This is a genomic window from Schlesneria paludicola DSM 18645, assembly GCF_000255655.1.
Taxonomy (GTDB): domain Bacteria; phylum Planctomycetota; class Planctomycetia; order Planctomycetales; family Planctomycetaceae; genus Schlesneria; species Schlesneria paludicola.
The window spans coordinates 1,230,809-1,255,581 of record NZ_JH636435.1; the positions used below are offsets into that span (position 1 = coordinate 1,230,809).

Consider the following 24,773-nt stretch of genomic DNA (forward strand, 5'->3'; position numbering starts at 1 on the left):
ATCATCCATTCATCGACGCAGTGATTGTGGACTGCGTTCGCATTCCATCCATGTATTACCTGGAGCGACTATCGAGTTCCGGCGACGGTATTCAACTTCGGCTCGCTGCTTCGCAAGACATATCGAGCGGGATTACCCTTGAAAGTTTCCCAGTTGTCTTTGTTCTCGAAGAGGAAGAATTGACCTTCGAATTCTCGAAGCACCTCGCCATCCACCATCTTGTGGTTTGACAGCCAGCTGACAGGGTCGAGGCCGCCGTAGGCTAGCGCGAACTGTCTGGGTGCCTGATCAAACGCGGCCTTCGCCTCTGCACTCGAGAAGTAGTAGGTTCGCTCTTCGTAGACGGACGAAAAGCGTGGATCAACGGGTAGAACTTGTCGCATCTTCAAGCCAACGATGCAGCGCCCTTTCAGGCCCGGGACGACTGGATACTCGGCGATCGGCGAAACGTGTTCATTCAATTCGGGAAATTCGGGTTCGGCCTGCACGGCCGCGACGGGAACCGCAACGGACTGTGCGAGCACAGATTGAGGCTGAACTGGAACATTCTGGACGGTCGTGGGTCTCGCCTTGGCGGGAACGGATTGCGGCACGACCGGTGCGGCAACGGTTTTCAACGCAGCCGAATTCGGAGCCACTTGTTTCGCTCTTGACTTCGGCCTTGGCGCAGACGTTGACGCGGATGCGTCAGGCTTCGCTTCAACGTCATCCTGCTTCTTTTCCGGTGCCACTTCGCCTTCATTCGAAGGCTCGACTTCGCCATCCATCCCTGATTCATCAGTCGAGGGAATTGGTTCCAGAGCACCTTCAGGAAGCATGTAACCGTCGGAGTAGTTTTTGAAGAGGCACATCGCGTCTCTCGCGGCGTCGCGCACTCGTTCCGATGGTTCCACCCAGCAGCATTCGTCGTCCTTTTCTGACGCGACTTTTGCCAGGGCTTTCATGACCTTCTCGTTGGAGCATCCACGGCAGCAGTCATATCGCTGCTCTTCTGATTCGCGATCACGATAGGCTTTCTTCGCTTCCTTCTTGGCGGGCCCCTTCGCTTCCTTGATCAGCAGGCGTTCGCCTTTCTTGGCATGACGTTCGGTCTCGCGAACAATCTGCTTGCGATTCGCGCACGTTTCGCACTCACAGACCGTGTTCATATTGCAACAGCCACGCGTCAGCATGTTGCGTAACGCCATCACGGCTTCGTAGCGAACAATCTCTGAGGGATCTTCGAGCATTGTTGCGATCAACATATCCTGAGCTTGAGGATACGTTACGCAATCCAATGTGCCCAGGTACTGAACCGCTTTCACACGATTGGGAACGTCCAATTGCACCGCGCGGATTCCGGCAGCCATGCCCTTGAGCGAGTCGGGTGGAGCCGCCGCGAACGGTGGCTTCAGCAGTGGGTCGGTGAGCCGGATCTTTTTCGCTAGTGCGATGGGCCGGGCCGTCAACCAGTCGGCGAAGGTGGGTTTAATATCCGGACTAGTGAACGCCGGTGCTGGTGGAATGGGCGCCCCAGCGTGGACTGCACCACCAACAATCACGAGGGCATTCAGCGTCGTTGCAGAAATCTGCAGAAACCGGCGGCGCCGGAAGTTCTCGAAGACCATGATTGCATCCTACGGGTGCCTTTGGAAAAGATCGCATTTTCAATTTCGGTAGTTTTGAGCACTCTCGAACGGATTTTAATTCTCCGTCGCACCATCTTGACTCACCCGCATTTCTCCGTGTTCGACCCGGCGCGACGTAGTGATTACTCCAACTGCGTAAATCGTTTTGATTAAGCGGGTCGCAAACACGTTTTTATCGGTCCAATTTAACGATCGTGGTACGGACGCGATCTGCTGCGGCTTTTCGTGCAATGGTTTCGGCGAAGGCTGCCGGAATACCCCTGAAACGTCAGAGAAACTGACGGCCCGCCCTGCGAACCAAAACCGCAATGGAATGACATCGGCCACCTGCAAAAACATGCGGCGTTCAGTACCTTTTCAGGACAACAACCCCGCACGCACACGAAAGACATCCCGCCTTAATCACGAACGCGATTCGCGTTCGAAATTGGGTCACCTCCAGGCGGATTGCGACCGTATTCAATTCAAAGCCGATCACAAGTTCGCGTGATCTGGGAAAACCGTGAGGTTTGCTAGCAACTTTTTACTCGACCACCAGAAAACAGAGATGAGATCACGGAGTACCGTCGATCGTCGAAAGCATTCCCTCTTGTTGACAAACATCAAACTGACCGCATACTGGCCAATACCACACAGAAAGGAGCGAACGCATGTCACGAGTATTATTCAGTTTACTAATCGCCCTCCATCTGTGGACGTACCTCGGAAATTGCGCCCCGGCTCAGGATTCCGTCCTTCCTCCAGGAGACACTTCGCCCGTTCTTCGCCTCGAGACAAATGGACCACGAAGTTATGTCAGTGGTCTGGCGTTTAGCCCCGATGGTCAGCATTTGTACGCCACCGGCTGGGATAAGGCCGTTCAGGTCTGGAACCTGCAAAAAGATCACTATGCCTACAGTTCGGGAGCGACCCTTCGAGTTCCCACCGGTGCCGGCCCTTTCGGTGAATTGAACGGATTGGCACTCTCGACCAATGGTGTTTGGCTCGCTGCCGCTGGACAGGGGCAACCGAGGGAAGTTCCCGGCGAACGGACATACGGATGGGTCTTGCCCGCCAGTAACATCAGCCAAATCTCGCAACTCGACAATGGCATGATCTATGTGTTCAACACGAAAACGCGTGAGACAAGACTGTTGAGGGGCCATCGTGGACCGGTTCAAGCATTGACCTTCGTACAGAACAGTCCCTTTGACGCACCACAACTGATCTCGGTCGCGGAAGAACATGCCGAAGGCTCGGGCGAAACGCAATGCCGTGTGCGGTGCTGGGACATTTCAACCGGAAACGAGGTCGCCAGCCTGGGTGCGGTGCCCGCATTGGATGGGAAAACCTGGGGACCATTGCCGAGTTTGAAAGGATTTCGCCCTGGTCTGACAGCTTGGAGTAGCGGAAAAAATCTGAATCAAGCTCGAGTGGCACTCGCCTGGGGCGACGATCAATTTCGCGTCTGGGATGTCGAAACAGGACAAGTCGCCAGCGCAAGATCCAATCCGAACATTCTGACGGTGGTCCCTGTCACAAACGCATTCGACAAGCTATTGACGGGTGCGCACGCCGAGATGGGTGTTTGGACCATGCCACGCAGCGAAACCGGCCGCTTGGCATCCATTACACGTCAACAATTTGAGTCGGCACGGGTCGATTCGGTCAATGGCAAGAATCAAAATCTACCAAGTGCAGCCACGTTAATTCCTGGAACGAACGGGCAGCCGACGAGGGTCGCCTTTGTCGTCACTCGTTACCTTGAGAACGGTGGAGGCGAGTATCGACTACTCATCACGTCGGCCAAATCACCAATCGAATTGGTTAAAGAGGTCGAACTGCCCTGGCGCGGTGAAGTCCGCCAACCGGCGATTGCCGCTTCGGCCGATGGAAAACGACTCGCGGTCTCGGGGAATCAGCGAAACGAAATTGAACTCTATCAGGTCGAAGATCTACTTCGCGGTCGAAACGTGCCGCAACAGACGCTGGGGAGCGTCGGCCTCGCCTTTCAAGAAGCCATGTTTGTCCGCTCGGGCGATGCCTGGGGACTCGGCCTGACCACAGTCCGCCGTGATCAAGCGGGGCATTTTCCCAAAGATGCACTCGTCTTCGACATCAATCAGCGTCGGATCGAACCCTCCACCGAAATGTGGCTTCCTGCAATTACAACAATGCCGGGCTGGACGGCCGACGCCACCGTGCCCGGAAAACTCTCGATCAAGCGTGCAGACCTGCCGCCGATTGAGCTCGATTTAATCGATAATCATACCGCGACAGGATATGCATTTTGTCCGCCCACACCGCATTGCCCGATCCCGCTCGTGGCGGTCGCCTCACATGTGCGCGGGCAGCCGCTGCTGCAATTGTTCAATGGGGAAACAGGTGAAACTTTGAGGTGGTGTGTCGGCCACACCGAACGCATTCGCTCGCTGTCCTTCTCGGAAGATGGCCGCATGCTCGTCACGGTCGGAAGCGATCGAACGGTCTGCGTCTGGACCACGACCGATCTTGCGGAACGAAATCTGGGCAAGCATGGCCGGTTGCCCGGTGTGACGGTTCACAAAATCGACCGCAAGTTGTTTGTGACAAATGCCCCTCTCGGTTCGGCCCTGCAACGTGGTGACGAACTGGTTTCGGCGACCAACAACGGCGAAGTCGCCGAGATCGAAACCGCCAAAGACTTCTACAAGTACGTGCTCGAGCGACGCCCGGGTGATACGGTTGAATTCACCGTTCGCCGTAAGGATGCCATGCACCCGATCGCCGTAAGCGTGGGGCAGGCGATCGACGAATCAAAACCGCTCTTCACACTCTTTGTTGTTCCCGGCGAAAAGAATCAAGACTGGGAATGGATCGGCTGGAGTCCGCTTGGAAATTTCGACACGCGAGGTGACCGCGTCGATCATTGGCTGGGTTGGCACTTCAACACGGGTGAACCTTTGCATCCCGCAAAGTTCGCCGCGATCGGCGAGTACCGTGATGCGTTCTACCGACGCGACCTGTTGAAAACACTTTTCGAACACCAAAAGCTGCCGCCGGCACCTGTCATCCAGGAAGATCCCAAAGTCTCGATCTGGCTGCGGCGGAACGACGGCACTCCGCTCAGCACGGACTACGACGACGTGGCACAGATCGAAGCAAGCGATATGCGCGTGATTGCCGACGTATCGGGGGTGGCCGATCGCCTGATCCAAAGCCTGACGGTCATTCTGGACGACGCAGACTCAATTTCGCTGACCCGAGTTGAGGGGGCATCGGAGTGGTCGGCCGACCTGTCTCACGTTCACTGGCAACGAGGCTTGCACCGCCTGACGGTCCGATTGAAGACTTCGAACAAAGAAGTGACCGCCGTCGAGAGAGCCCATTTCCATCCTGCACCTCCCAAGATTGAGTGGGAGCCCAATCCCAAATGGCGACGTGAATTCGAGCCTGCCGAGGTGATGGTAAAAGCAAAGGTGATTCCTTCCACAGAGCCCGTCCGGGTCCAATTGTTGCTTCAGAGGCCCGGCGAAGCCGAACCGGAAATCGTCCAGAACTGGGAAACAAACGAACCTTTGGTCATCGAGAAAAAGATCGAAGTTGACCCTGGCGAAAATCGATTGGAACTCGTCACTTGGAATGCCACTGCCCCAGAAGATGTGGTCGCCGCGGAAACGGCGCGCGTTCCGACCTTTGTAAGACGCGCAACACCCCCGATGGCTCCACGCATTGCCATTGATGAGGTCACGGTACTGTCGGAAAACGGTGAGCCCAAAGCGCTGACGGCCGAGCACGATATTTATCAAAGCCAACTGCCACGCGTTCGAATTCGCGGTCAGATTATTGGACAGGCCCTTATTGGACGCGCGACGCTGGTCGTCGGTGAAACGAAACGCGACCTGACTGGGTTTACGGCCGGTTCAGGACGAGATTTCAAATTTGACGAGACGATCACTTTGCAGCCTGGGCGACAGGCGGTCGTCATTCAGTCGGCAATCGCGGCTGAGCAAGACGAAAAACGGTTGACTCTGGTCTACGAGCCACCGGCACCACGCATTGCAGCACTGACACCAACAGTCGCCGTCATTCGCGAACTTCCCCCTTCGGCGGACGCGAGACCACGCGTCTATGTCCAAGGATTCCATGAACAAGTCGCAACGATTTCCGCGAAGTTAGAGGCACCGCTCGACCAGCCCTATCGTGTCACGCTTCGCGTGAATGATGTCCCAGTTGCCAATGAGATGATTCAAATCGATTGCACACAAGCGGGACAACATCTTCTCAAAGCCAAGCTGCCGCTTGCCGGTGGGAAGAACGTGATTTCACTGCGCGTCGACAACGAATGGACGCGGCAGCCGCACCAGCAAAATGTCGACCTCGAATTCCGCCGCCCCCCTGAGATTGTCGAAATCGTCGCCGCAGACAAGCTGGTCGAGATGCCGCTAGACCTCTCTTGTCGGATCCGTTCTGCCATTCCGCTTCGCAACACACGGATTGTCGTCGATGATCGAGACGAAGTTCCCGCGGCTTTTGCCCCCGTCGCAGACTCGAAAGACGAGTATGTTCTGCGCGCCGAACAAATCGGCCTCGCGGAAGGCGTGCATTCGCTGAAAATCATGGCAACGAACGATGAGGGTACAGTCATCGAGCCGGGTATTCACAAGGTGACGATCGAAAAGCAATCGGCAAAGCCACCGATCCTCAAGATCGTCGGGCCAGTCTCAACTGAAGCCGCGTCGATCGTCAGTTCCAAGCGATTCGAGATTCAGTACCAGGTCACCTCAACGGTTCCGACAACCATTCAACTCAAGAATCGCGGGACGGAAACGACCATCTCCTCGGACGCAGTTCCGGTCGATGGATCAAACGCGACCATCCCTCTGGATCTATGGGAAGGGGTCAACGACATTGAGTTGATCGCTTTCAACAGCGGAGGATTCAGCGCCAAACAAATTCTGCGAGTGTCCTACGTCGCACCGGCGGCCACTGTCGAGATCATCAGTGTTGACGATCAGCGTCCGCAAATCGGAAATAATGGAACCGGTCACTTCGCCAAACGTGCTTCGAAGTCAAGGGTCAACCTATTGGGGCGAATCAAATCGAAGGAGCGACTCGATCCGAATCAGCCACTGAAGGCCCGAATCTGGGTCAATAGCTTCAAATTGCCGACGGTTGACGTTGTCGTGGATCGCGAGAACCCCACGATCGGAAAGTTTGGAACCGATTTGACGCTCAGCATGCTGACGAATTCGATCAAAGTCCAGGTCTATGGGGAAGAAGGCCATGTCGCCTCGGAGATTGGCTGCACCAATACCCTGACAATTGATTGTGAGAAGCCCGAGCGTCGTCAGGAACTTTATCTGGTCCTGTTGGGAACAGGTGATCAAGAGGGATCGAGACAGGGGGCTCAGCGGTTCTTGAAGGCCACACCGAAGACCAAAGTCGACGGCACTCAGGAAATCTGGGAATCCGATGCGTTTTCGCAGATTCACGTGTTCGATGCAACGAATGTCAACCCTTCGACGGCACAGCACCGAATGTTGAAACTCGTTCGAACGATGAACGGCAACTTCGCGAAAAATGCCTCGAAAGGTGGTTCGCAGGCGATCGTGATGGTCTACTTTGAAGGAAAAATTGAAGTCTCATCGGATGACTTCTCGTTCATCACATCTGAGACGCAGTTGCCCTCCGATCGCGCGATGACTGGACGAATCCTGGAGTCCAATCTGACGAACTCGTACGGTGCTCACATCGTCTTCATGGATCTAACGCAAAATACGAACAATTTGAGTGAAAGTGATATCTGGCCGAAGGCGCCCAATTTGGGGATCCTCGTTCGAAACTGGAAAGGGCAAGGGAAGCAGCCCGATCAGACGAAGCTCAGCACAGCACTTGAACAGACGCTGCCACAAGTTCGAAAAGTCAGTCAACTGTCGGCAAGCATCGACGAACAATATCAACGCGCGAAAAAGATCTTCCGCGAACAGCTTGAATCCGTAGATCGACTTCAGGTCTTGCAAGACGCCCCGTTTGGAGCGGGTGCGTTGGAATGACCGCTGATCAGCGGTCCAAAGACTTCATCGAACGTTTGTACTGCCGAGTTCTTGCCTTGAGACATGGAACACTTCCAGCAAGATCACGCAACAATTTCCGGAACAGTGATATGGTACCTCAACCGAATCCGTCGGCTGAAAACGAGGGCAATCAGCCACCAAACGTCCGACCTGGGGACTCGACTCCACGACGCGTTTTTGAGGCGGTATTGCAGCAGACTGCCGCGCTCGACGCTTCGGAGCAGGGAGTCTCGATTGCCGAATGGAAAGTGCTGCTCAAAGTGGCACGTCGCCTTCGAGGTGCGGAATTCCAGTTTGATCCCGTGGTGATCGAACTGGTTCGGGCGACGCTTTCAAGTCAGCTCAAAAACAGCGGGCAATCCGCAGAACAATTCGCGGCAGTTGCGGAACGGGTCGCGCGCACGTTATACGAAAACCCAGAATCGCAAGAACGGCTTCGCTCGCTTTGGGCGCGTCTTTCCGTGGTGGAATAATGTCAGACAGTTCCGTCTCCAAAGATCGGCTGGTCGAAGAATGTCAGGGACTGGTGCGTTTTCTCGCGCAACAGATTCGATCTCGTACGCCATCATGGGTCGAACTCGACGATCTGATTGGCTATGGCCAGGTCGGATTGATGCAGGCTGCGCGTGACTTTGACCCCGCCCAGGGAACGAAGTTTTCGACATACGCCTACTATCGGATTCGCGGAGCGATCTTTGACGGGGTTAATAAACTGAACTGGTGTCGTTCATCGCGCGATGCCGAGTTCAAATTTGAACAAACGGCCGATTCGGTGATTCAAACCAATTCCGGCACGACACCACCAAGTGAATCGATCGCGCAGGAAGCATCGTGGTTCACTCGAACCGCGGGTGCCTTGGCAATTTCCTATTTGGCCGCTGCGGATGGTGAGGGACGGACCGCAGATGTCGTCGATAAATCTGCAAAAGCGCCCTGGGCGGGAATGGTCCAACGTGAAACTCATCTTCAGTTGGCCGATGCCATCGGACGTCTTCCCGCCGACGCAGCCGCACTCGTCCGTGCCGTTTACTATGAAGATCGGACACTTCAGGAAGCGGCCGATCAGCTAAAGATCAGTAAGAGCTGGGCGAGCCGAATGCATGCGCGGGCCTTGGAACAAATGGCGCGTCACATGAAACAAGCGAATTTTGGCGACACGCCAAACGACGATGACGACGATCCGTAAACACCAACAAGAAATACGCAAACCAAGCACGCCAAACGATTTCAACTTACTCATGCGTTGAATTTTCGGACAGCGGATCGCTATGCTTCACGGACCTGTCCGTTTTTAGCAAAGTCGCCGTTTTCACTGTCATTTCAACGTGGTGTCGAACGATCACGAGTGGGAGCATTATGTCGACTTCTAAGCCCCTTCTGGACTTTGAGCTGCTGCTCTCGCCGATTTCGCCTGAAAGTCCTTGTGGGGAAAGCTTACAGTGGGATCCCCAGTTTGACGAACTCAAACAGATGAGGAAGTCGCGAAAGGATCCCCTGGACCCGAGCGGCGACAAGGAACCTGACTGGGGCGGGTTGATTGCTCTTTCGACGCAGCTCCTCGCAAAACGAACCAAAGATTTGCTCATCGCAGGTTGGTTGACCGAGGCACTGCTACGAACATCAAGCTTTGCAGGGCTGCGCGATGGCCTACGATTGATTCGCGGATTCGTCGATAAGTTCTGGGATGGACTCTATCCCCAGCCGGATGAGGAGGACTTCGCCAATCGGGCCGCGCCGCTGCTTTGGCTGACTCAAACCGATGGTGGGGCAAAACTTCCTGCACTCCTGCGTGAGATTTCGCTGACATCAGCGTCGCCGCGCTCCGACGAACCGTTGATTAACTGGAATCTGTGGCATCAGCGACGCGCTCCGCCGCAAGCCTCGGGCGAGAAAGACGATGTCTACAAGCGCCGTGTTGCCGACGCCGAAAAGAACCGGCAGACATTCGATGCGGCCGTCGAAACTGCCCCGCTCACGTTCTACCAGACGTTACTGAACGACATTGATGCGTGCCTCGCAGAAATCGACACGCTGTCACCTATACTTGATGGCAAACTCGGCGCCGATCTTTCACCCAGTTGGGGGAAAGTGCGAGATTCGATCGGAGAAATCCGTGGGTTCGTCATCGATGTGCTCAAACGCCGCGGTGGATTGCCAGCCGATACTTCGGCCGTCAGTTCCACGGAAACCTCTGTGGAGGAAGAAATTGTGGCAGCCCCAACTGGTCATCCAGAAGTCAATCGTGGTCGCATCAGCTCCCGAGCCGACGCCATGTCTCGCCTGGAAGAAGCAGCGGATTTCTTCAGCAAGACCGAACCCCACAGTCCCGTCGCTTACCTGGTACGCCGTGCGATCCGTTGGGCGGGAATGCCGTTTGAAGAAGTTCTAGGAGAACTAGTCAAAGACGATAAGTTGGTCAAACAGATCTCCGAGACGCTGGGCATCGTTTCGGGGCCGACCAAATAAGAGACACGGATCAATCCATGTCTCTCGGCCGAAGTCTTCGGCCGTAGCCAACGGGTTAATAATCACGCTATAGTGGCACGCCACAATCAAGTTCACTAGGAAGCACTGATCGCTGATCGAGCGACTCGTACGTTCGAATTCTGCCGAATGCCTTTATCAAGCGTTTGCTCACTTGTCATTCACATTCCACCGAATCGAATTGACATGTTGCCTGTCCTGTTCCGGATCGCGCCGGTCCGAACCATCGGTGGAAATTGTCTGGGGATCGTTTTCACGGAATCTATTGAGGAGTGGTCATCGTGGCTAAAGAGAGTTTGCAAAAGAAGCTTGACCGAGTTCGTCCGCCGCGCGTGCAAATTCGTTACGAAGTTTACGTCGGTAATGCGATGGAAATGAAAGAACTTCCCTTCGTCATGGGAGTTTTGGGTGACTTTTCGGGTAAGCCCGATCCAAATAAAAAAGCCGTTCCACTCAAAGATCGAAAGTTCATTAATATCGATCGCGATAGCTTTGACGGAGTCATGGCGTCAAAGGACATGGCGCCGCGTCTGGCGTATTCGGTCAACGATACGTTGACAGGCAAAGCAGATCAGCAACTGAACGTCGAGCTGAAGTTCAACAAGATGGAGGACTTCACTCCAGAGAACGTGGCGAAGCAGATTCCGGCGCTGCGTGCGCTGCTCGAACAACGCGAAGCATTGAAGAATCTCTCTTCACGGCTCGAAGGAAACGACAAGCTCGACGACTTGTTGAAGCAAGTGCTCGAGAACAGCGAACTGCGCGATTCGCTCGCAAAGGAACTCGGGACGGGCCCGACCGAACCTCCGCAGGCGTAATGACTTTTCAGGTCTGATTTGACCATCGAAACCGTCGCCCCATCTGTCACGTCTATCGGCGCTCAGATCGTACGGATGCCATTGCGGACACAAACAATCCAGATCTCAAACATCGAACACAGACCGATTCGTCCTCGGAGTCAAATCCAAGAAGGGGTACTTTTCATGTCGAATGAACAACAAGCCGCGTCCTCGCCCGCCGCTCAGACCACGGAATCGGCAAGCGTCCTCGACCAGATCTTGAATGTCGGGATTCGCCCTGCAGACGCTGATGAAAAAAGTCAGGCGGTGTCGCTGATCGAGAAATTCGTTCAGACACAGTTGCAGCCAGGAATGGTCGTCGGCAAAGACGCACAACGATCGATCAACGCCTGGATGGCAGTAATCGACAAAAAGATCTCCGATCAACTGAATCAAGTGATGCATCACGAAGATTTTCAGAAGCTCGAAGGCAGTTGGCGCGGTCTGCATTACCTGGTCATGCAAACCGAAACCAGTACGGACCTGAAGATCAAGGTTCTGAACGTCTCGAAGAAAGATCTGCTGAAAGATCTTGAACAGGCCGCCGAATTTGACATGAGCGCGTTGTTCAAGAAAGTCTACGGTGAAGAGTACGACGTCTTCGGCGGACATCCATTCGGTTGCCTGATTGGCGACTATGAATTCGGGCGTCATCCCCAGGATACGTCACTGCTGGAGCGCATCGCGGAAGTTGCCGCCGCGGCCCATGCACCGTTTCTGTCAGCAGCATCGCCGCAGATGTTCGGCTTGGAAACCTTTACTGATATCGGTAAGCCACGCGACCTGGCGAAGATTTTCGACAGCGTGCAGTACGCAAAATGGAAGTCGTTCCGTGAATCCGATGATTCGCGCTATGTCGGCCTGACCATGCCTCATACCTTGATGCGCCTTCCCTACGGCAAGGAAACCGTGCCCGTGGACGCGTTTGACTTCGAGGAAGATGTCGACGGTCGCGATCACAAGAAGTATCTGTGGGGCAACGCCGCCTACGCGTTGGGCACTCGCCTGACGGAATCATTCTCGAAGTACGGCTGGCTCGCAACAATCCGCGGGGTCGAAGGCGGCGGATTGGTTCAAGGGCTGCCGGTGCACACGTTCGAAACCGACGACGGTGACGTGGCCATGAAATGCCCCGTCGAAGTGGCCATCGGCGACCGGCGCGAGAAGGAATTAAGCGACCTGGGATTCATTCCTTTGCTGCATTGCAAGAACACGGACTACGCCGCCTTTTTCGGTGCGCAGTCGTGTCAAAAAGCGAAGAAATACAATACGCCCGAAGCCAATGCGAACGCGAGATTGTCGACGGCACTGCAGTACCTGCTATGTGTTTCTCGGTTTGCCCACTATCTCAAGGCGATCGCCCGTGACAAAATCGGCTCGTTCATGGAACGAAAAGACTGCGAAGTCTGGCTGAACAACTGGATCAACAACTACACCCTGGCCAAGCCGGAAATTGCCGGCCCCTCGGATAAGGCCAAGAAACCACTGCGCGAAGCCCGTATCGACGTTCGGGAAGACCCCGCCCGTCCAGGATGCTACGAAGCCGTCGCCTTCCTTCGTCCACATTTCCAGATGGAAGAACTCAGTGTCGGACTGTCGCTTGTCGCAAAGCTACCGGAATCTCGCAACAAATAATCAGCATTTCGAAGGCGGAACCGGCACAAAGTCCACAGTAATAACAGGTTAGTTTCCCATTTCAGGCGACTCTCCAATGGTTTCATTGGAGAGTCGCCTGAACGATTTGCTGCGAAGATCTCGCTGGTTTTCAACTTTCCTGGCATGTCTTCAAAAAAGAAGACGGAATCCAGGAAACATTCATCCAGGTAATCAGAGAATTGTTGTGGCAGGTGCGACAGTTAACTGTCGACCAACGCAGTAACAAACACGTTCCAATCAATGAGGAGTGACGAATCATGGCCGCTGATATCCTGCTGGAAGTCGAAGGAATTACGGGCGAATCGAAGATCAAGGGCAAAGAAGGCTGGATCGACGTTCTGAGCATCTCGTGGGGTGCCGCAAATGCCTCGTCGGTCCACTTCGGTGGCGGTGCGGGTACGGCAAAGGGTGATACCCACGATCTGTCGATCGTCAAACGAATCGACAACGCCAGCCCCGAGTTCTTCTTGAAGACCATGAACGGAACTCACTTCGAAAAGGCCACCCTCGTCCTTCGCCTGTCCACCGGTGGTGAACCACTTGAATACTACAAGATGGAAATGGAAGGGGTGTTCGTCACCAGCTGGAACCCTTCCTGCGGTGGCGATCAGCACGGAATGGAAAGCGTTTCTCTGTCCTTCCGAAAAGTGACCGTAACCTACACCGGCCAGAAAGACGACGGAACCAAGGGCGGCGAAGTTCCAGTCAACTGGAACATCGTGACAGGTGCCTCGGACTGATGTTGTTAACAATCCAAATCCTCCTCTCATGTTCTGGACTGGGCTTGAGAGGAGTTTTGGTCTCACCGCCGGAGATTCATTGGCGGGATGATCCCGAAAATCTCCATCACAATCAGCGGCTCAGCTCATGCCGCGCGATCAGGACAAGCTTGAATCCTGCCCATGCCCTTCGAATGCCGAATCGTCGACCCTCGAAGAATCTGGACACGATAAAGATGTGCGATACGTTCGTGTCAGCAATCCCGAATTCAATCCGCATCGCAACGGTTGAATGCCAATCCATTGATCGACGTGTTGAAATCACGGGGACGAACTCCGCTCAGATTCAAATCAACGCGATGACATCGTGAAGACCAAGGTGCCTTCCCCTCCTGACTTCAGCAGGCGGCGAACTGTCGCCACACCTTGATCGCGATGACTCAACTAATCAGCGAAAGCGAGGCAATCTTGAATGCTGCCGAATTGTTTCAGGCTGGACGGCTCGGAGAAGCAATCTCAGCCGCGGTTGAGGAAGTGAAAGATCAACCCGGCGACTTGTCACGGCGGACATTGCTATTTTCACTGTTATGCTTTGGCGGCGACCTTGAACGGGCTCGCAAGCAGCTCGATGTCATTGGAAATCAGGTGGCCCTCTCCGAAGCGCCGGCCTATGTCAATGTGCTGGCCGCGGAAACCTCTCGCCGCCACGTCATGTCCGAAGGACTTCGACCTCGGTTTCTCGTCGATCCACCAGCGCGCATTGAAAAATATCTCCAGGCCCTCGACCGCATGCGTGCGAATCAAATGACCGATGCGAAATCGCTGCTCGATGCCGCCGAAGAGGAGCGCCTGGAACTACCGGGCGAACTGAACAACGTCGCGTTTGACGATTTTGCCGATGCCGATGACATCACGCGATCGGTTTTCGAGTTCACTCAGGGACGGGATTACTTCTGGGTTCCATTTGATCAAATAGCACATCTACAAGTGGTCGTTCCCAATCCAATTCGCCCTCAGGATCTTTATTCCGCGCCGTGTCAGATCGTGTTGAAGAACGGCGTCACGCAGCGCGGATTCACACCCGTGCTCTATGTCGATAGCTTCCGTGAATCCAATGCGAATCTGCAATTGGGACATGGCACCGAGTTTCACGATGGCGGAACAGGTGTGTTCCGCGGCACGGGACGCAAACAGTTCGTCGCGGGCGAGGCAGATCCGACTCCGCTCGACCTGAAAGATGTCACGTTTAGCTAGCCTTTATTGTCGTTGGCGACGACTGAACTTCGTTGATGACGCGCACAGGAACTGCGCGCGTATCGCAAGACGTTTTGCAGCCGAACGGGACACCGGGACACACGGGCAACCGCGGATGCCAGCACAATTGGACCATGCGTTTCACACGCATTTCACGAGCCACCGCCACGATTTCTCATCGTGATCTGAATGACGAACGAATCGCGATAAGAGTGCGCGATCAGGATACGTTGACGTCGGCGCGACCTTCGATCGAAGGCGAATGACACGGCCGACCACCTCAAAGTACAGGGTTCGCGCTCGCAACCTGTATGAGTCCTTTCCAGAAAGCATCACCAATGCCCCTGAACCGAGCGGCCGTCGTGAAGTATGCCGAAGAACATTGGTTCACGCCGTGTGACGACCACATTTTGCTCTCATACATCAAAGGGCAGGTGAATGTCGAAACCGAGCGAAATCGGCTGAAGGCCCAGGGCAAACTTCCAGGCAGCGGTTGGAAAGCCGTCATCATTCCTGATATCGACAATCAGAATCGGCTCGTTGACGGCAAAGAACGCGGTTGCTTCATTCGCAGCAATCCGCTTGGCGAAGAAATTATCGCCCCAGCAAAGCCTTCTGAACTTCAGGGTAAATTCGATATTGTTCCGTTCTATCGAATGCCGGGCGAGCACGATGGTTTGGTCGACTGCGCCCATTACGTCTCACGTTGCCTGACCGCCGGGGGCGTCAAAATCAATCAGCCGGGCGTTGGGGAACTCGTGCATGAGATCCGAAAACGGCCCGATACGCGCACATTGGGACTGGAGGTCAAACTGGCGCAAGGCCAACGAATTATGTCGACGGGTATCATGAAGAATGGCGATCTGATCGCGTACGTTCACGAAGATCCCAAGACCCACAAACGAGGCTACTCACACAGCGCCTTGTATATGGGTTTCGACGCCAAGCATAAAGTGCATCGGATGACGTGTCACACCGTCGCGCGTTTTCGCGAGTTCTTTCAGAACGATTCGTGGAACATCACAGACGAACCCGATTGGCGATTCACGCTCGTTCATTTTTCAGACGAGCCCCACCCGACTCTGCCAAAGCCGATTCGCATGGAAGTCACGGTCAGCGGAACAACAGAAACCTACGAATTTCGCTCAAACGGAATCGTCGTTCGATCCCGGGCCGCACTTCCACACTTGGCCTTTGGCTCGCGCCCCGACGACAACGGCTACTGGTTTTCCCGTGGTTTAGGAGTGTTCGTCTTCTGGCCCAAATCGGGACAGGTGGCTCGATTTGGATTCACTTCGGTCAATGATATTCACGGTGCACAGGCAACCGTTGACGGCCACAATGCGACATTTCGAGAACTCTCGAACTGATTGAGCTCCCTGCGAAGGGCCAAATCCCCATCAGAAGCGGCCGCAATGTAGAGATTTGGCGGCCTGTTGAAATAACGAAGACAGGCTGCGCCCGGTTCATAGGACACCCTGACATCGTGAATGCCAAGGTGCCTGTGACTCGGACTTGAATTGGCCGCCAAGGGGGTTTCCGCTTTCCCCGTCCCGGATGTCCTGATATTGTCAGGATGAAGTCCGTTTTCCGGAAAGTGATTCGTGAAATGCCGCCCGTCAATCCCCAGCAGCCGTTGCTTCCGTCACTTCTCGATCGCCTGATCGATGAAGATCCGGAACGGACGAGCGATCCACTTTGGCGCGGCAGTTATCGATTGGAAGAACTGCGAGAGCATGTCCGTCGTGATCTGGAATTCTTGCTCAACACCCGTCACGGTCGTTACGACCTTTTGAACCAGCCGTGCGAATTGTCGGTTTCCAGCCTGTCCTATGGCTTGCCGGATTTCACGGGGGTGATCGGCGGCGGAATGGAGTATAACGAGCGAGTCCGTTTGACCGTGGAACGTGCCATCCGTGACTTTGAACCGCGACTGAGGAACGTCCGAGTCGAAGTACGAAAACCTGAGTTTGAATACGACCGGAACATGCATTTGACAATCCATGCCATGCTCTCGGTCGATCCAATTCTCGAGCATGTCACGTTCGATACTACTGTCGAGGCGTCGTCGGGAACCTGCGAGGTTCGTCCAAGTTGAGCCTTCCAACGGCCGGATCGTGCCGATGATCAATCGAATTCGCCGGAACAATTAGACCATGCGTGATCGACTGGAAGAGTTCTACGAACACGAGCTTTATTATATCCGACGAATGGCGGCCGAGTTTTCTCGTGATCGCCCGAAAATTGCAGACCGGCTGGATCTTGGCAATGAGGCACGAGAATCTGCCGATCCGCACGTCGAACGGCTGATCGAATCATTCGCTTTCCTGACCGCTCGTGTGCGGCTAAAGATGGAAGACGAATTCCCGGAACTGACCGATTCGCTGCTCGGCCTGCTCTATCCCCACTATTTGAATCCGATTCCGTCGCTCTCGATTGCGCAATTTCTGCTCGATCCCAGCCAAGGCAAGCTGACTGACGGCTTCACGATTCCACGCCAGAGCCGTTTGATCTCCCGAGATGTGCAGGGGATCCCGTGTCGTTTCCGCACGACCTATCCGGTGACACTTTGGCCCCTCGAACTCACGACAACGTACTTGACTGCGCCCTTCGGATCGGGCATCCGCTTGCCCGCGGGATTTGCCCATGTCGAAGCGATGCTGCGATTGGAACTGCGAATCGAAGGGAACACTCCTTGGAAATCACTGAGCCTTGACCAGTTACGGGTCTGCTTGAATGGTGATGAACGAACCACTCATCAGTTGTATGAACTGATCTTCAATCACTGCGAAGGCGTCTTCTTACGAGATGGAAGCGGTGCGGGCCGCATGCTTCCTGCCGATTCGATACGTGAAGTCGGTTTTGGGCTGGACGAGGGGCTGCTTCCGTATGATCCACGATCGTTTATCGGCTATCGGTTGCTGACCGAGTACTTTGCGTTTCCTCAGAAATTCCTGTTCGCCGACCTGACCGACCTGCACCCGGTCGTCGCGAACGCCACGGGACAAAAGATCGATATTTGCCTGTTGCTCAATAAAGCAGATCGCACGCTCGAATCGCGAGTTGACCCAAACATCCTTCGCCTGGGATGCTCGCCGATCGTGAATCTGTTTAGCCACCATGCAGATCCGATCCGCCTGACGCAAACACAAACCGAATATCACGTGATCCCCGACGTCCGGCATCGGCGTGCGTTCGAGGTCTACTCGATCGATTCTGTCACCAGCACGAATGTCGACAACAGCGCCACCACCGAATACCAGCCGTTCTTTGCGTGTCGACACGGTCGGACGACGGACCTGAACCCCACATACTGGCATTCGAAACGAACTCCGTCGACCGTCAAGAATGACCGCGGAACCGAGATGTGGCTGTCGCTGGTCGATCTGGGATTCAATCCATCCCGGCCTGCCGCCGAAGTCTTGAGTATCGCCCTTACATGCAGCAACCGAGACCTTCCGGGCGAGCTTCGCACATCGGGAGGGGAAAGCTGGGGATTTCAACTGGAAGGCCAGGCACCAATCAAGCGAATTGATCCAATCGTCCCCCCGACATTGCCATGCCGAATTCCTGATGGAGAACTCCGTTGGAGATTGATTTCACATCTGTCTCTCAATCATTTTTCCATTTCCGACGGCGAGTCCGGCGCCGATGCCTTGCGCGAACTGCTGAAGCTTTATGATTACAACAATACGCGCGCCACGTCGCAGCAGATTGCAGGCATCTCGAGCATCTCAAGCCGACGTAAGACCGCGAGAATTGCTGGCGGTGGTGCCGTCGGGTTTTGCCGCGGAATTGAACTTGACATGACATTTGATCCGGAAAAATATCCCGGCGTCGGTGCGTTTCTCATGGCCAGTGTGCTCGATAAATTCGTCGGACTGTATGCCTCGATCAATTCGTTTACGCGTCTGTCGACGCGTATGAAGAATGCGCCCGAGCCATTCAAAATCTGGCCGTACCGCGTCGGAGATCAGACGATTCTGTGACGCGAGTCACAATCGATCGCCAGCCGGCAGTTCGCGTTTCAACATCGGCCGTACAATCGCAAAGGACACACTCAGCATGGCAACGCCGGATCAGACATCCGACCCCACCGGGGTGATCGCGCTGCTGCTTTCCGAGGGATACCGGTTCAATTTTTTCCAGGCCGTACGGCTGATGGAACGCTGGCAATCGTCGTTTGAGCCGGTTGGACACGACAGCGTGCCCCACCGGGAAGTGGTGCGTTTCTCGTCGTATGCGTCGCTAGAGTTCCCTGCCAGTCAAATCAGGAATATCGACCAGCGGAAAGATCTGTCACATCCCGCACGGATGGTCGTCACCTTCATGGGGCTGACAGGGCCGGTGAGCGCTCTGCCACAGCACTACACAGAGATCGTGGTTGAGCGATTGCAACGAAAAGATCACGCGCTTCTTGAATTTCTTGATCTCTTCAATCACCGCCTCGTTTCACTCTTTTATCGAGCGTGGGAAAAATATCAGTTCTGGATTCTGAGCGAACGAGCCCTGCAGCAAGAACAGATCGCCGTCCAACTGGGACGCGAACAGCATCGTTCGTTCGTGGTGGATCAGCGACCCAAACTGGATCCAATCGGCCAGATCCTGCTCAGCCTGGCGGGACTCGGCAGTCCTGCGACACGCTATTCGCTGCCTGAACGTGATCGACTGGAACCTCGAACCGAAGTGCCGGACCAAACGTGGCGTTTCTACGCCGGACTGCTGTCCCATCGCCATCGGCCGGCGTGCGGTCTTGAGTCCATTCTGTCAGATCACTTTGCCTGGTCCGTGAAGGTACGGCCGCTGTCCGGGCGTTGGCTGCAACTGGAAAACGACGATCGTACACGTCTGCAACGAGGTTGGAACACGAAACTGGGCCAGGAAACGGTTGCGGGCAAGAAGGTCTGGGAAGCCCAAGGAAAGTTTCGGCTGCAAATCGGCCCCTTGGACTATGAACAGTTCTGTTCGCTTTTGCCGATCGGGGCGGCGCACCGACCGCTCGTTCAGATCTCGCGAATGTACGCTGGACAACATCTCGATTTTGATCTCGACCTTCAATTACGAACCTCGGAAATCCCCAAGCTAAGATGCGGCGAAAAAAGCGGCATCGGTGCAAGATTGGGCTGGAACACTTGGCTTAACACGAGACAGTTCCAGACGACTCTCGCCTCCGTAAAACTGCGTTCCTATGACGATCGATCGGAATAGATCGCGAGGTCCGCGATTGCGTTACTGTTCACTATCCCATTTTTCGATTTCGAGTGGCGATTGGATTTCAACCGCGTCACGCTTTAGTCTGGTGGGTGAAGTTAAAGCGACGTGGAATCGGTCGGGATCAAACCGTTCGCTCACATCAAACGCGTAGATGATCTGCTGCCCCGATTCATAAAATGTACTCGTCCAATCGTAGCTCTTCGGGCTGAACTGCGATTCAATTCTTGAGAGTTCTCCCACTTCCACACGAACATCCGCGACGCGGATTGGGTTGGACTTATCAGTCCCCTGCAGCTTCACCAGCAATTTTCCGCCCTTGCGCTCGGCCGTAATATTGAGAGACCGATTCGGCCAGTCGTCGAGTGTCACCGACTGCGGATCTTTCAACAGCATCGCGGCCGATACTTTTTCGTCGGGCTCCGTACGATTCATTTTCCAGAATGCCTGGACTTCGGGTTTGGCATCTTTGGGCCAGTCTCTCAGTTCCACTTGCCAGACTGGAACAGACTGTTGCGGCGACAGCTTCCAGGAACCCGAAAACTGACGAGTTGATCGCATGGGCGAAATCGTAATCTGGATTTCCGCCGGCCGATCAACCATACCGATTGGATCATTTCCACGATCCAGTGAGAATTCGAACAGAGCCCGCTTTGTCGTGTCGTTATAGTCCGCCTTCAAGTAGCCAAATCGACTTGGCTCGTTCTCCGCAGGCTCACGCGTCCCCTTGATCCGTCGCGACAGTTTGGGAACGGGGCGATGGTGCTTGAGCAACCGATTGGAAATCTGCAGATCAAACTCCAGTCGTTCTCCACCTGAAATTTTCGCGGTGAACGAAGGAACCCCGGGAAACTGAACCTGATACGTGTCCGCCGCCAAGTCATCAACCGCACGCCCCAGGGGCGACTCAATATTCAATGGCGGCTCGGCAGCGCGCACGACCGAAAACGGACGCGGCTTCATCACGCGATCAATGATCTGAGCCAGTTTGGCTGCGGTCGGCGCTTGATGGAACTTTCCCCCGGTCTTTTCTGCGAGCTTCGTCAGCGTTTCAATCTCGGCAAGCTTGTCGAGGTCGAACGCAACCAGATGGAGCGCCAGTTCCGGATGTCCCCGATAGAGATCTTCAAGAGCCCTGTATCGCGCTCCATTCGTACGTTCGTCGTTGTACGCCCCATCACAAATCGCCACGACGACACCACCTCGTTTTTGTGCGATCAAGTACTCTGACGCAGCCCGAACGGAACCGAGCAACGGCGTTTCACCGTAGGGTTCCAATGTTTGTACGCCGTCAAATGGTTGATCGGGGTCGACGTAGGCATTCATCCGCCGGAATTGGTTTCCAATCAAAGGGCTGGGTGGCACCAGAATTTCAAAATCATTTCGCCAATTGTCTTTCACTTCATCCGGAATCGGCTGCCGCCAGTTCTGATTTGTTTCTGTCAGATTGGGATCGCGATTTTTGGCTTTCGCACGATGTCCATACGCCATCAACCCAATCACATGAGGCTCTTTCTCGTTGCGCTCCGTCGATGCATCGCGAAGAACCTTCAAGGTATCTGAAAGTGCCTTGCGGGCCACATCAAACCGACGCAGCGGCTGCCCCTTCACAATCTCGTCACGCATACTCAGCGAGCAGTCAATGATGAAAATTGTGTCGCGTCGATCGGCGCCTTGCACCAGGATCGCGCCCTTGTCCGAAGGTGATTGGTACTCGCGGTCGATCGACTGAGGTGGGCATGGATTAACGCTCAGCCAGCCATCCTGACGATTCCAAAACTGCCCCCGATAAAGCAGGCGCGGCATGACACTGATCGCTTCGCAATTCGCCGTGGGAATCGGCCGATTGCGATGAATCGTAAATTCGTGCGACATTCCCGTACGAGTGACCGCGCGCCGCCCTAGCGGAAGGAACTCGAGAATCTGCTCTGCGGAAATGGCATTCTCGTCCATCCATAGGGCCGCAGTCCCCGCGGAAACATGATCATCAATGGTCACAGTGAAGCTGTGTACGGCCTTCTCGACAAGGCTTAAATCGACACCCGGACTAAAAGGAGCGATCTTGAGAGTGGCCAGTTTTTTCTCTTCGAGGCCGCGACTGACGCGTTCCCGCTCCATCCGCATGGCGCGAATTCCCAGTGTTTCTTCCTGATGCGCGGCCGCTCGCATCGCCTGAGTGGCCGCCAGGACAAACCAGCGTTCGACGCCATTCGAATTGCCCCAGAAATCTTCGAGATATCTTTCTGCCTGCCGCAAACACATGGCCCCCTGATCGAATGCCTGAACTTTCGCGACCGGATCGTTATCGAGCTTGAACGACACCGCATCGTAGCCATGCATGGTTCGCGCCGATCGTTCAGCAGCGAGTAATCCATTCAAGGCATCGGGGACTTGATCAGACTTGAGTTGATCCGAATCTTTGACCGGCGGCAGCGCCCGATTTTTCGCTCGTTCCCGGAATTCGCTACGCACCTCCCGGCCAAGTTTCGCCAGTTCAGCACTCTGGTTCTTGCTGACCAGGCACGCCTCGGCCCAGTCCACCCAGCGCTGGTTCATTCCAACGTAGGATGGATCCAGCGACAACACCTGAAGTGCCCAAAGCGCCTGCCAACAGCCATCGACACCGGTCCAATTCTCGCCGTTCCATTCCGTCGATTGCTCAATCGGAGTCTTCTGCGAATCCAGGTAGCGGGTTCGGTCGCTCTCTTCGAGCGCGGCCAGCAAACCACCGCGCGCCTCGGCCAAAAGACCTGACCACTGCAGGGCATTCCGAATTTGTAACCAGCGGTAATATTGAGTTTGTCCTTGCCCGCCTTTTGAATCACCCGCACCCAAATTCGGAGCCCCAATCAACGTTTTGGCGTGCAGCGTCAATTGATCTTTTAGCTTCCGGGTCTCATTCAGCGAAATGACAACCGCGTCACGTTCGGTGCGCCAGGCGTCTGTGGCCGCGAATGCCTGCGGTGACTTCTCTTTCTCCCGGTCAATAAGCGACGAAAGACGACGCAACTGCTCGAATGCAAGAAGCAACCGAACCTCGACGGCCTGCAGGTCGTCGCCATCTTTCAGAAACTCTGCCAGTTCGCTCTCTTGCTTAAGCGAGTCAGGTGGACTCGACCGATTCGACGAAATCAACTGAGCGTACTTTTGAATCACACGAAATCGTTCAGAATTCTGCACCTGAAATCGATGGGCATCTTGCCCCGGTTTCGAGATCATTTCTTCGGGAATTCGCTGTGACGCCCAAAACGCCAATTCAGGCAATTCGGCAAGCAGCCGATTTTGAAGGCGCACCAGGTCCGACACATCGATCACGAGTTTCTTGTGCTCATCGAACTTGGCAAGGGACTTCTTGCGTTGATCGGCCGCCGAGTCGATCGATAACTTTCCGCCCACAAATAGCAGATCTTCCGCAGCACGACGCGACGCATCCGCCTCATCAAGGATCGAACCAGTCCAAAGCCGTGATCGATAGCTGTGCCACGACTGTTGTTCCGCCAGTTTTCGAAGTTTAACCGCCTCGTCCACATCGGATTTGGGCAAGTCCGTTGGCGCAAGCTCACTTTCCAGAATTCGTTTGAGATGGTCCTCGGGAACATCCAGATCGCCGTACGAGAACATTTTGGATTCGGCACGTCGCGATAGTGTGAAGCCGGACATCAGAGAACGGTCGCGTGTGCGATCGCGTTCGGTCAGGCTATCGTCAGCGCGCTTTGCCGCGATCAAATGCTGGTCCATCTCTTCCGGCTGCCCGGCCAGCCACCATCGTTCTGCACGTCGTAGATGCTCTAAAAGCTGCCGCCAAGCGACAGGGTGCCACTGCGCGGCGTCTTCGGCTTCCCATTTGTCACGCTTGATCCACAGCTCTTTCAATTTCTCGCGGGCCGGTTCATCGTTGGCCGCCGAGGGCGCTGTTTGTGGCGCAAGTTTTTTCGTCGACAGCACGGTGTTCAAGAAATTGTCACTCGATCCAACCGACAGGCGCATCTGCGGGTGCTGTCCCCGTGGATCCCGATTCTGCTGTACCCAATGGTTTGTGCGGGTCAATAGAAACTGATGCAGTTCATCCAGTGTGACTTTTCCATCTTTTCGCCGATTGGCCACACATCCATCTGCATCCCCCGCAAGAGCGCGACAAAGAAAGTGGGCGAACACCGATTGCTTCAAAATGGGACTCGCCCAACTCGGCTCTCCAGGAGCCCCCGAGGTAATGACGGCCAGATTTTTGACGTCAGAAATCAGCTTGTCGATGGCCGGATTTGAAGCCTCTTGGTCCGCTGAAGAACCCATCGGCGGCCTCGCGAATTGCCCCCATCGCCAGTCGATCGGACCACTGGCGACATCAATGACCAACACTTTTTTCTGCTCTGCGGGTAGTGCCGCCAATGCTTCGCGGACCTGATCCAAAGGGACGCACCCATTGGGTGATGAGGCGCCCAAATCGATACTGTCTGGTCCCGATCCTTCGCGATAAAGGACGACATCACCGTTGCCGTCTTGGCCTGCGAGCGCGGTGATGTACAAAACGCGGGTCGATCGCGATGAAGCGGATTTCCGCCTGGCCGGTTTCGCGTTTGTCGCGGCAACTTTTGATTCAAACGCCGTCGACAACGATTCCGCACGGAATGTTCCTCGAAACGCCTCTGCATCTTGCTGGGCAAACGGCTGAGGAGGCATCGCCGGATCGGTGTAAGGTGCCGGTGCCAGCACGCTATAATCCACCTGATTGCAGCCCGGAACGAAGATCAGATAGATGAAAAGGCAAATCGCCACGAACGCCGCCAGCACGGACATCAGGCTGAAGAAACCTTTCAGCCAACCCGACTTGAGATTCCAGGTGGTGACAGGAGCGTTTCCCGGTCGCCGCCATGAGCGCGCATTCCCAGGAGCCGGTTTGGGGGCAGAGCCGCGCCATGAAGGACCTGATTCGGGCGGCATATTACGGAG

The 24,773-nt window shown here is 55.0% G+C and carries 14 protein-coding genes; 12 read left to right on the plus strand and 2 right to left on the minus strand.

The genetic code is table 11. The annotated features are described in order from the left end of the window. Nucleotides 1-68: 68 nt before the first annotated feature. On the minus strand, nucleotides 69-1,607 hold the full coding sequence (locus OSO_RS0122595; RefSeq protein WP_010585376.1) for a hypothetical protein: 1,539 nt from the start codon (nucleotides 1,605-1,607) through the stop codon (nucleotides 69-71). Nucleotides 1,608-2,278: 671 nt separating this feature from the next. Here OSO_RS0122595 and OSO_RS0122605 point away from each other — a divergent pair. The 12 genes from OSO_RS0122605 (at nucleotide 2,279) to tssG (ending at nucleotide 19,823) form a co-directional block, all read left to right on the plus strand. Continuing rightward, on the plus strand, nucleotides 2,279-7,642 hold the full coding sequence (locus OSO_RS0122605) for a WD40 repeat domain-containing protein (RefSeq protein WP_010585378.1): 5,364 nt from the start codon (nucleotides 2,279-2,281) through the stop codon (nucleotides 7,640-7,642). A gap of 110 nt (nucleotides 7,643-7,752) precedes the next feature. Continuing rightward, entirely contained in the window at nucleotides 7,753-8,136 is a 384-nt protein-coding gene (locus OSO_RS0122610) for a hypothetical protein (RefSeq protein WP_157605395.1), read from the plus strand. Then, nucleotides 8,136-8,849 (plus strand): sigma-70 family RNA polymerase sigma factor, encoded by a 714-nt coding sequence (locus tag OSO_RS48435; protein ID WP_010585380.1) that lies wholly within the window; start codon nucleotides 8,136-8,138, stop codon nucleotides 8,847-8,849. The genes OSO_RS0122610 and OSO_RS48435 overlap by 1 nt, the downstream gene beginning before the upstream one ends. Nucleotides 8,850-9,019: 170 nt before the next feature. Beyond that, entirely contained in the window at nucleotides 9,020-10,129 is a 1,110-nt protein-coding gene (gene tssA, locus OSO_RS0122620) for a type VI secretion system protein TssA (RefSeq protein WP_010585381.1), read from the plus strand. Between the two features lie 296 nt (nucleotides 10,130-10,425). Further along, entirely contained in the window at nucleotides 10,426-10,965 is a 540-nt protein-coding gene (gene tssB, locus OSO_RS0122625) for a type VI secretion system contractile sheath small subunit (protein WP_157605667.1), read from the plus strand. 165 nt (nucleotides 10,966-11,130) lie between these two features. Next, on the plus strand, nucleotides 11,131-12,621 hold the full coding sequence (tssC, locus tag OSO_RS0122630; protein WP_010585383.1) for a type VI secretion system contractile sheath large subunit: 1,491 nt from the start codon (nucleotides 11,131-11,133) through the stop codon (nucleotides 12,619-12,621). A gap of 278 nt (nucleotides 12,622-12,899) precedes the next feature. Further along, nucleotides 12,900-13,382, plus strand: coding sequence for an Hcp family type VI secretion system effector (locus OSO_RS0122635; protein ID WP_010585384.1), 483 nt, complete (start codon nucleotides 12,900-12,902; stop codon nucleotides 13,380-13,382). Nucleotides 13,383-13,829: 447 nt separating this feature from the next. Beyond that, nucleotides 13,830-14,615, plus strand: coding sequence for a type VI secretion system accessory protein TagJ (locus OSO_RS0122645; RefSeq protein ID WP_157605396.1), 786 nt, complete (start codon nucleotides 13,830-13,832; stop codon nucleotides 14,613-14,615). Nucleotides 14,616-14,953: 338 nt separating this feature from the next. Further along, nucleotides 14,954-15,985, plus strand: coding sequence for a hypothetical protein (locus OSO_RS0122655; protein WP_010585388.1), 1,032 nt, complete (start codon nucleotides 14,954-14,956; stop codon nucleotides 15,983-15,985). Between the two features lie 206 nt (nucleotides 15,986-16,191). Further along, on the plus strand, nucleotides 16,192-16,713 hold the full coding sequence (tssE, locus tag OSO_RS0122660) for a type VI secretion system baseplate subunit TssE (RefSeq protein WP_010585389.1): 522 nt from the start codon (nucleotides 16,192-16,194) through the stop codon (nucleotides 16,711-16,713). A gap of 58 nt (nucleotides 16,714-16,771) precedes the next feature. Further along, nucleotides 16,772-18,604: a type VI secretion system baseplate subunit TssF gene (gene tssF, locus OSO_RS0122665; protein ID WP_010585390.1), complete on the plus strand. Its 1,833-nt coding sequence runs from the start codon at nucleotides 16,772-16,774 to the stop codon at nucleotides 18,602-18,604. A 76-nt stretch (nucleotides 18,605-18,680) separates the two neighbouring features. Continuing rightward, nucleotides 18,681-19,823: a type VI secretion system baseplate subunit TssG gene (tssG, locus tag OSO_RS0122670; RefSeq protein ID WP_010585391.1), complete on the plus strand. Its 1,143-nt coding sequence runs from the start codon at nucleotides 18,681-18,683 to the stop codon at nucleotides 19,821-19,823. A 21-nt stretch (nucleotides 19,824-19,844) separates the two neighbouring features. On the opposite strand, the gene OSO_RS0122675 is transcribed toward tssG, so the two are convergent. Further along, nucleotides 19,845-24,764 carry a VWA domain-containing protein gene (locus tag OSO_RS0122675; protein ID WP_010585392.1) on the minus strand — a complete coding sequence of 1,640 codons (4,920 nt, stop codon included), beginning with the start codon at nucleotides 24,762-24,764 and terminating at the stop codon, nucleotides 19,845-19,847. Nucleotides 24,765-24,773 lie beyond the last annotated feature (9 nt).

What these genes read in the sequence shown, in the direction of transcription:
- OSO_RS0122595 (WP_010585376.1), bottom strand. Translation starts at nt 1,607, where the DNA reads ATGGTCTTCGAGAACTTCCGGCGCCGCCGGTTTCTGCAGATTTCTGCA.
- OSO_RS0122605 (WP_010585378.1), top strand. Translation starts at nt 2,279, where the DNA reads ATGTCACGAGTATTATTCAGTTTACTAATCGCCCTCCATCTGTGGACG.
- OSO_RS0122610 (WP_157605395.1), top strand. Translation starts at nt 7,753, where the DNA reads ATGGTACCTCAACCGAATCCGTCGGCTGAAAACGAGGGCAATCAGCCA.
- OSO_RS48435 (WP_010585380.1), top strand. Translation starts at nt 8,136, where the DNA reads ATGTCAGACAGTTCCGTCTCCAAAGATCGGCTGGTCGAAGAATGTCAG.
- tssA (WP_010585381.1), top strand. Translation starts at nt 9,020, where the DNA reads ATGTCGACTTCTAAGCCCCTTCTGGACTTTGAGCTGCTGCTCTCGCCG.
- tssC (WP_010585383.1), top strand. Translation starts at nt 11,131, where the DNA reads ATGTCGAATGAACAACAAGCCGCGTCCTCGCCCGCCGCTCAGACCACG.
- OSO_RS0122635 (WP_010585384.1), top strand. Translation starts at nt 12,900, where the DNA reads ATGGCCGCTGATATCCTGCTGGAAGTCGAAGGAATTACGGGCGAATCG.
- OSO_RS0122655 (WP_010585388.1), top strand. Translation starts at nt 14,954, where the DNA reads ATGCCCCTGAACCGAGCGGCCGTCGTGAAGTATGCCGAAGAACATTGG.
- tssE (WP_010585389.1), top strand. Translation starts at nt 16,192, where the DNA reads ATGAAGTCCGTTTTCCGGAAAGTGATTCGTGAAATGCCGCCCGTCAAT.
- tssF (WP_010585390.1), top strand. Translation starts at nt 16,772, where the DNA reads ATGCGTGATCGACTGGAAGAGTTCTACGAACACGAGCTTTATTATATC.
- tssG (WP_010585391.1), top strand. Translation starts at nt 18,681, where the DNA reads ATGGCAACGCCGGATCAGACATCCGACCCCACCGGGGTGATCGCGCTG.
- OSO_RS0122675 (WP_010585392.1), bottom strand. Translation starts at nt 24,764, where the DNA reads ATGCCGCCCGAATCAGGTCCTTCATGGCGCGGCTCTGCCCCCAAACCG.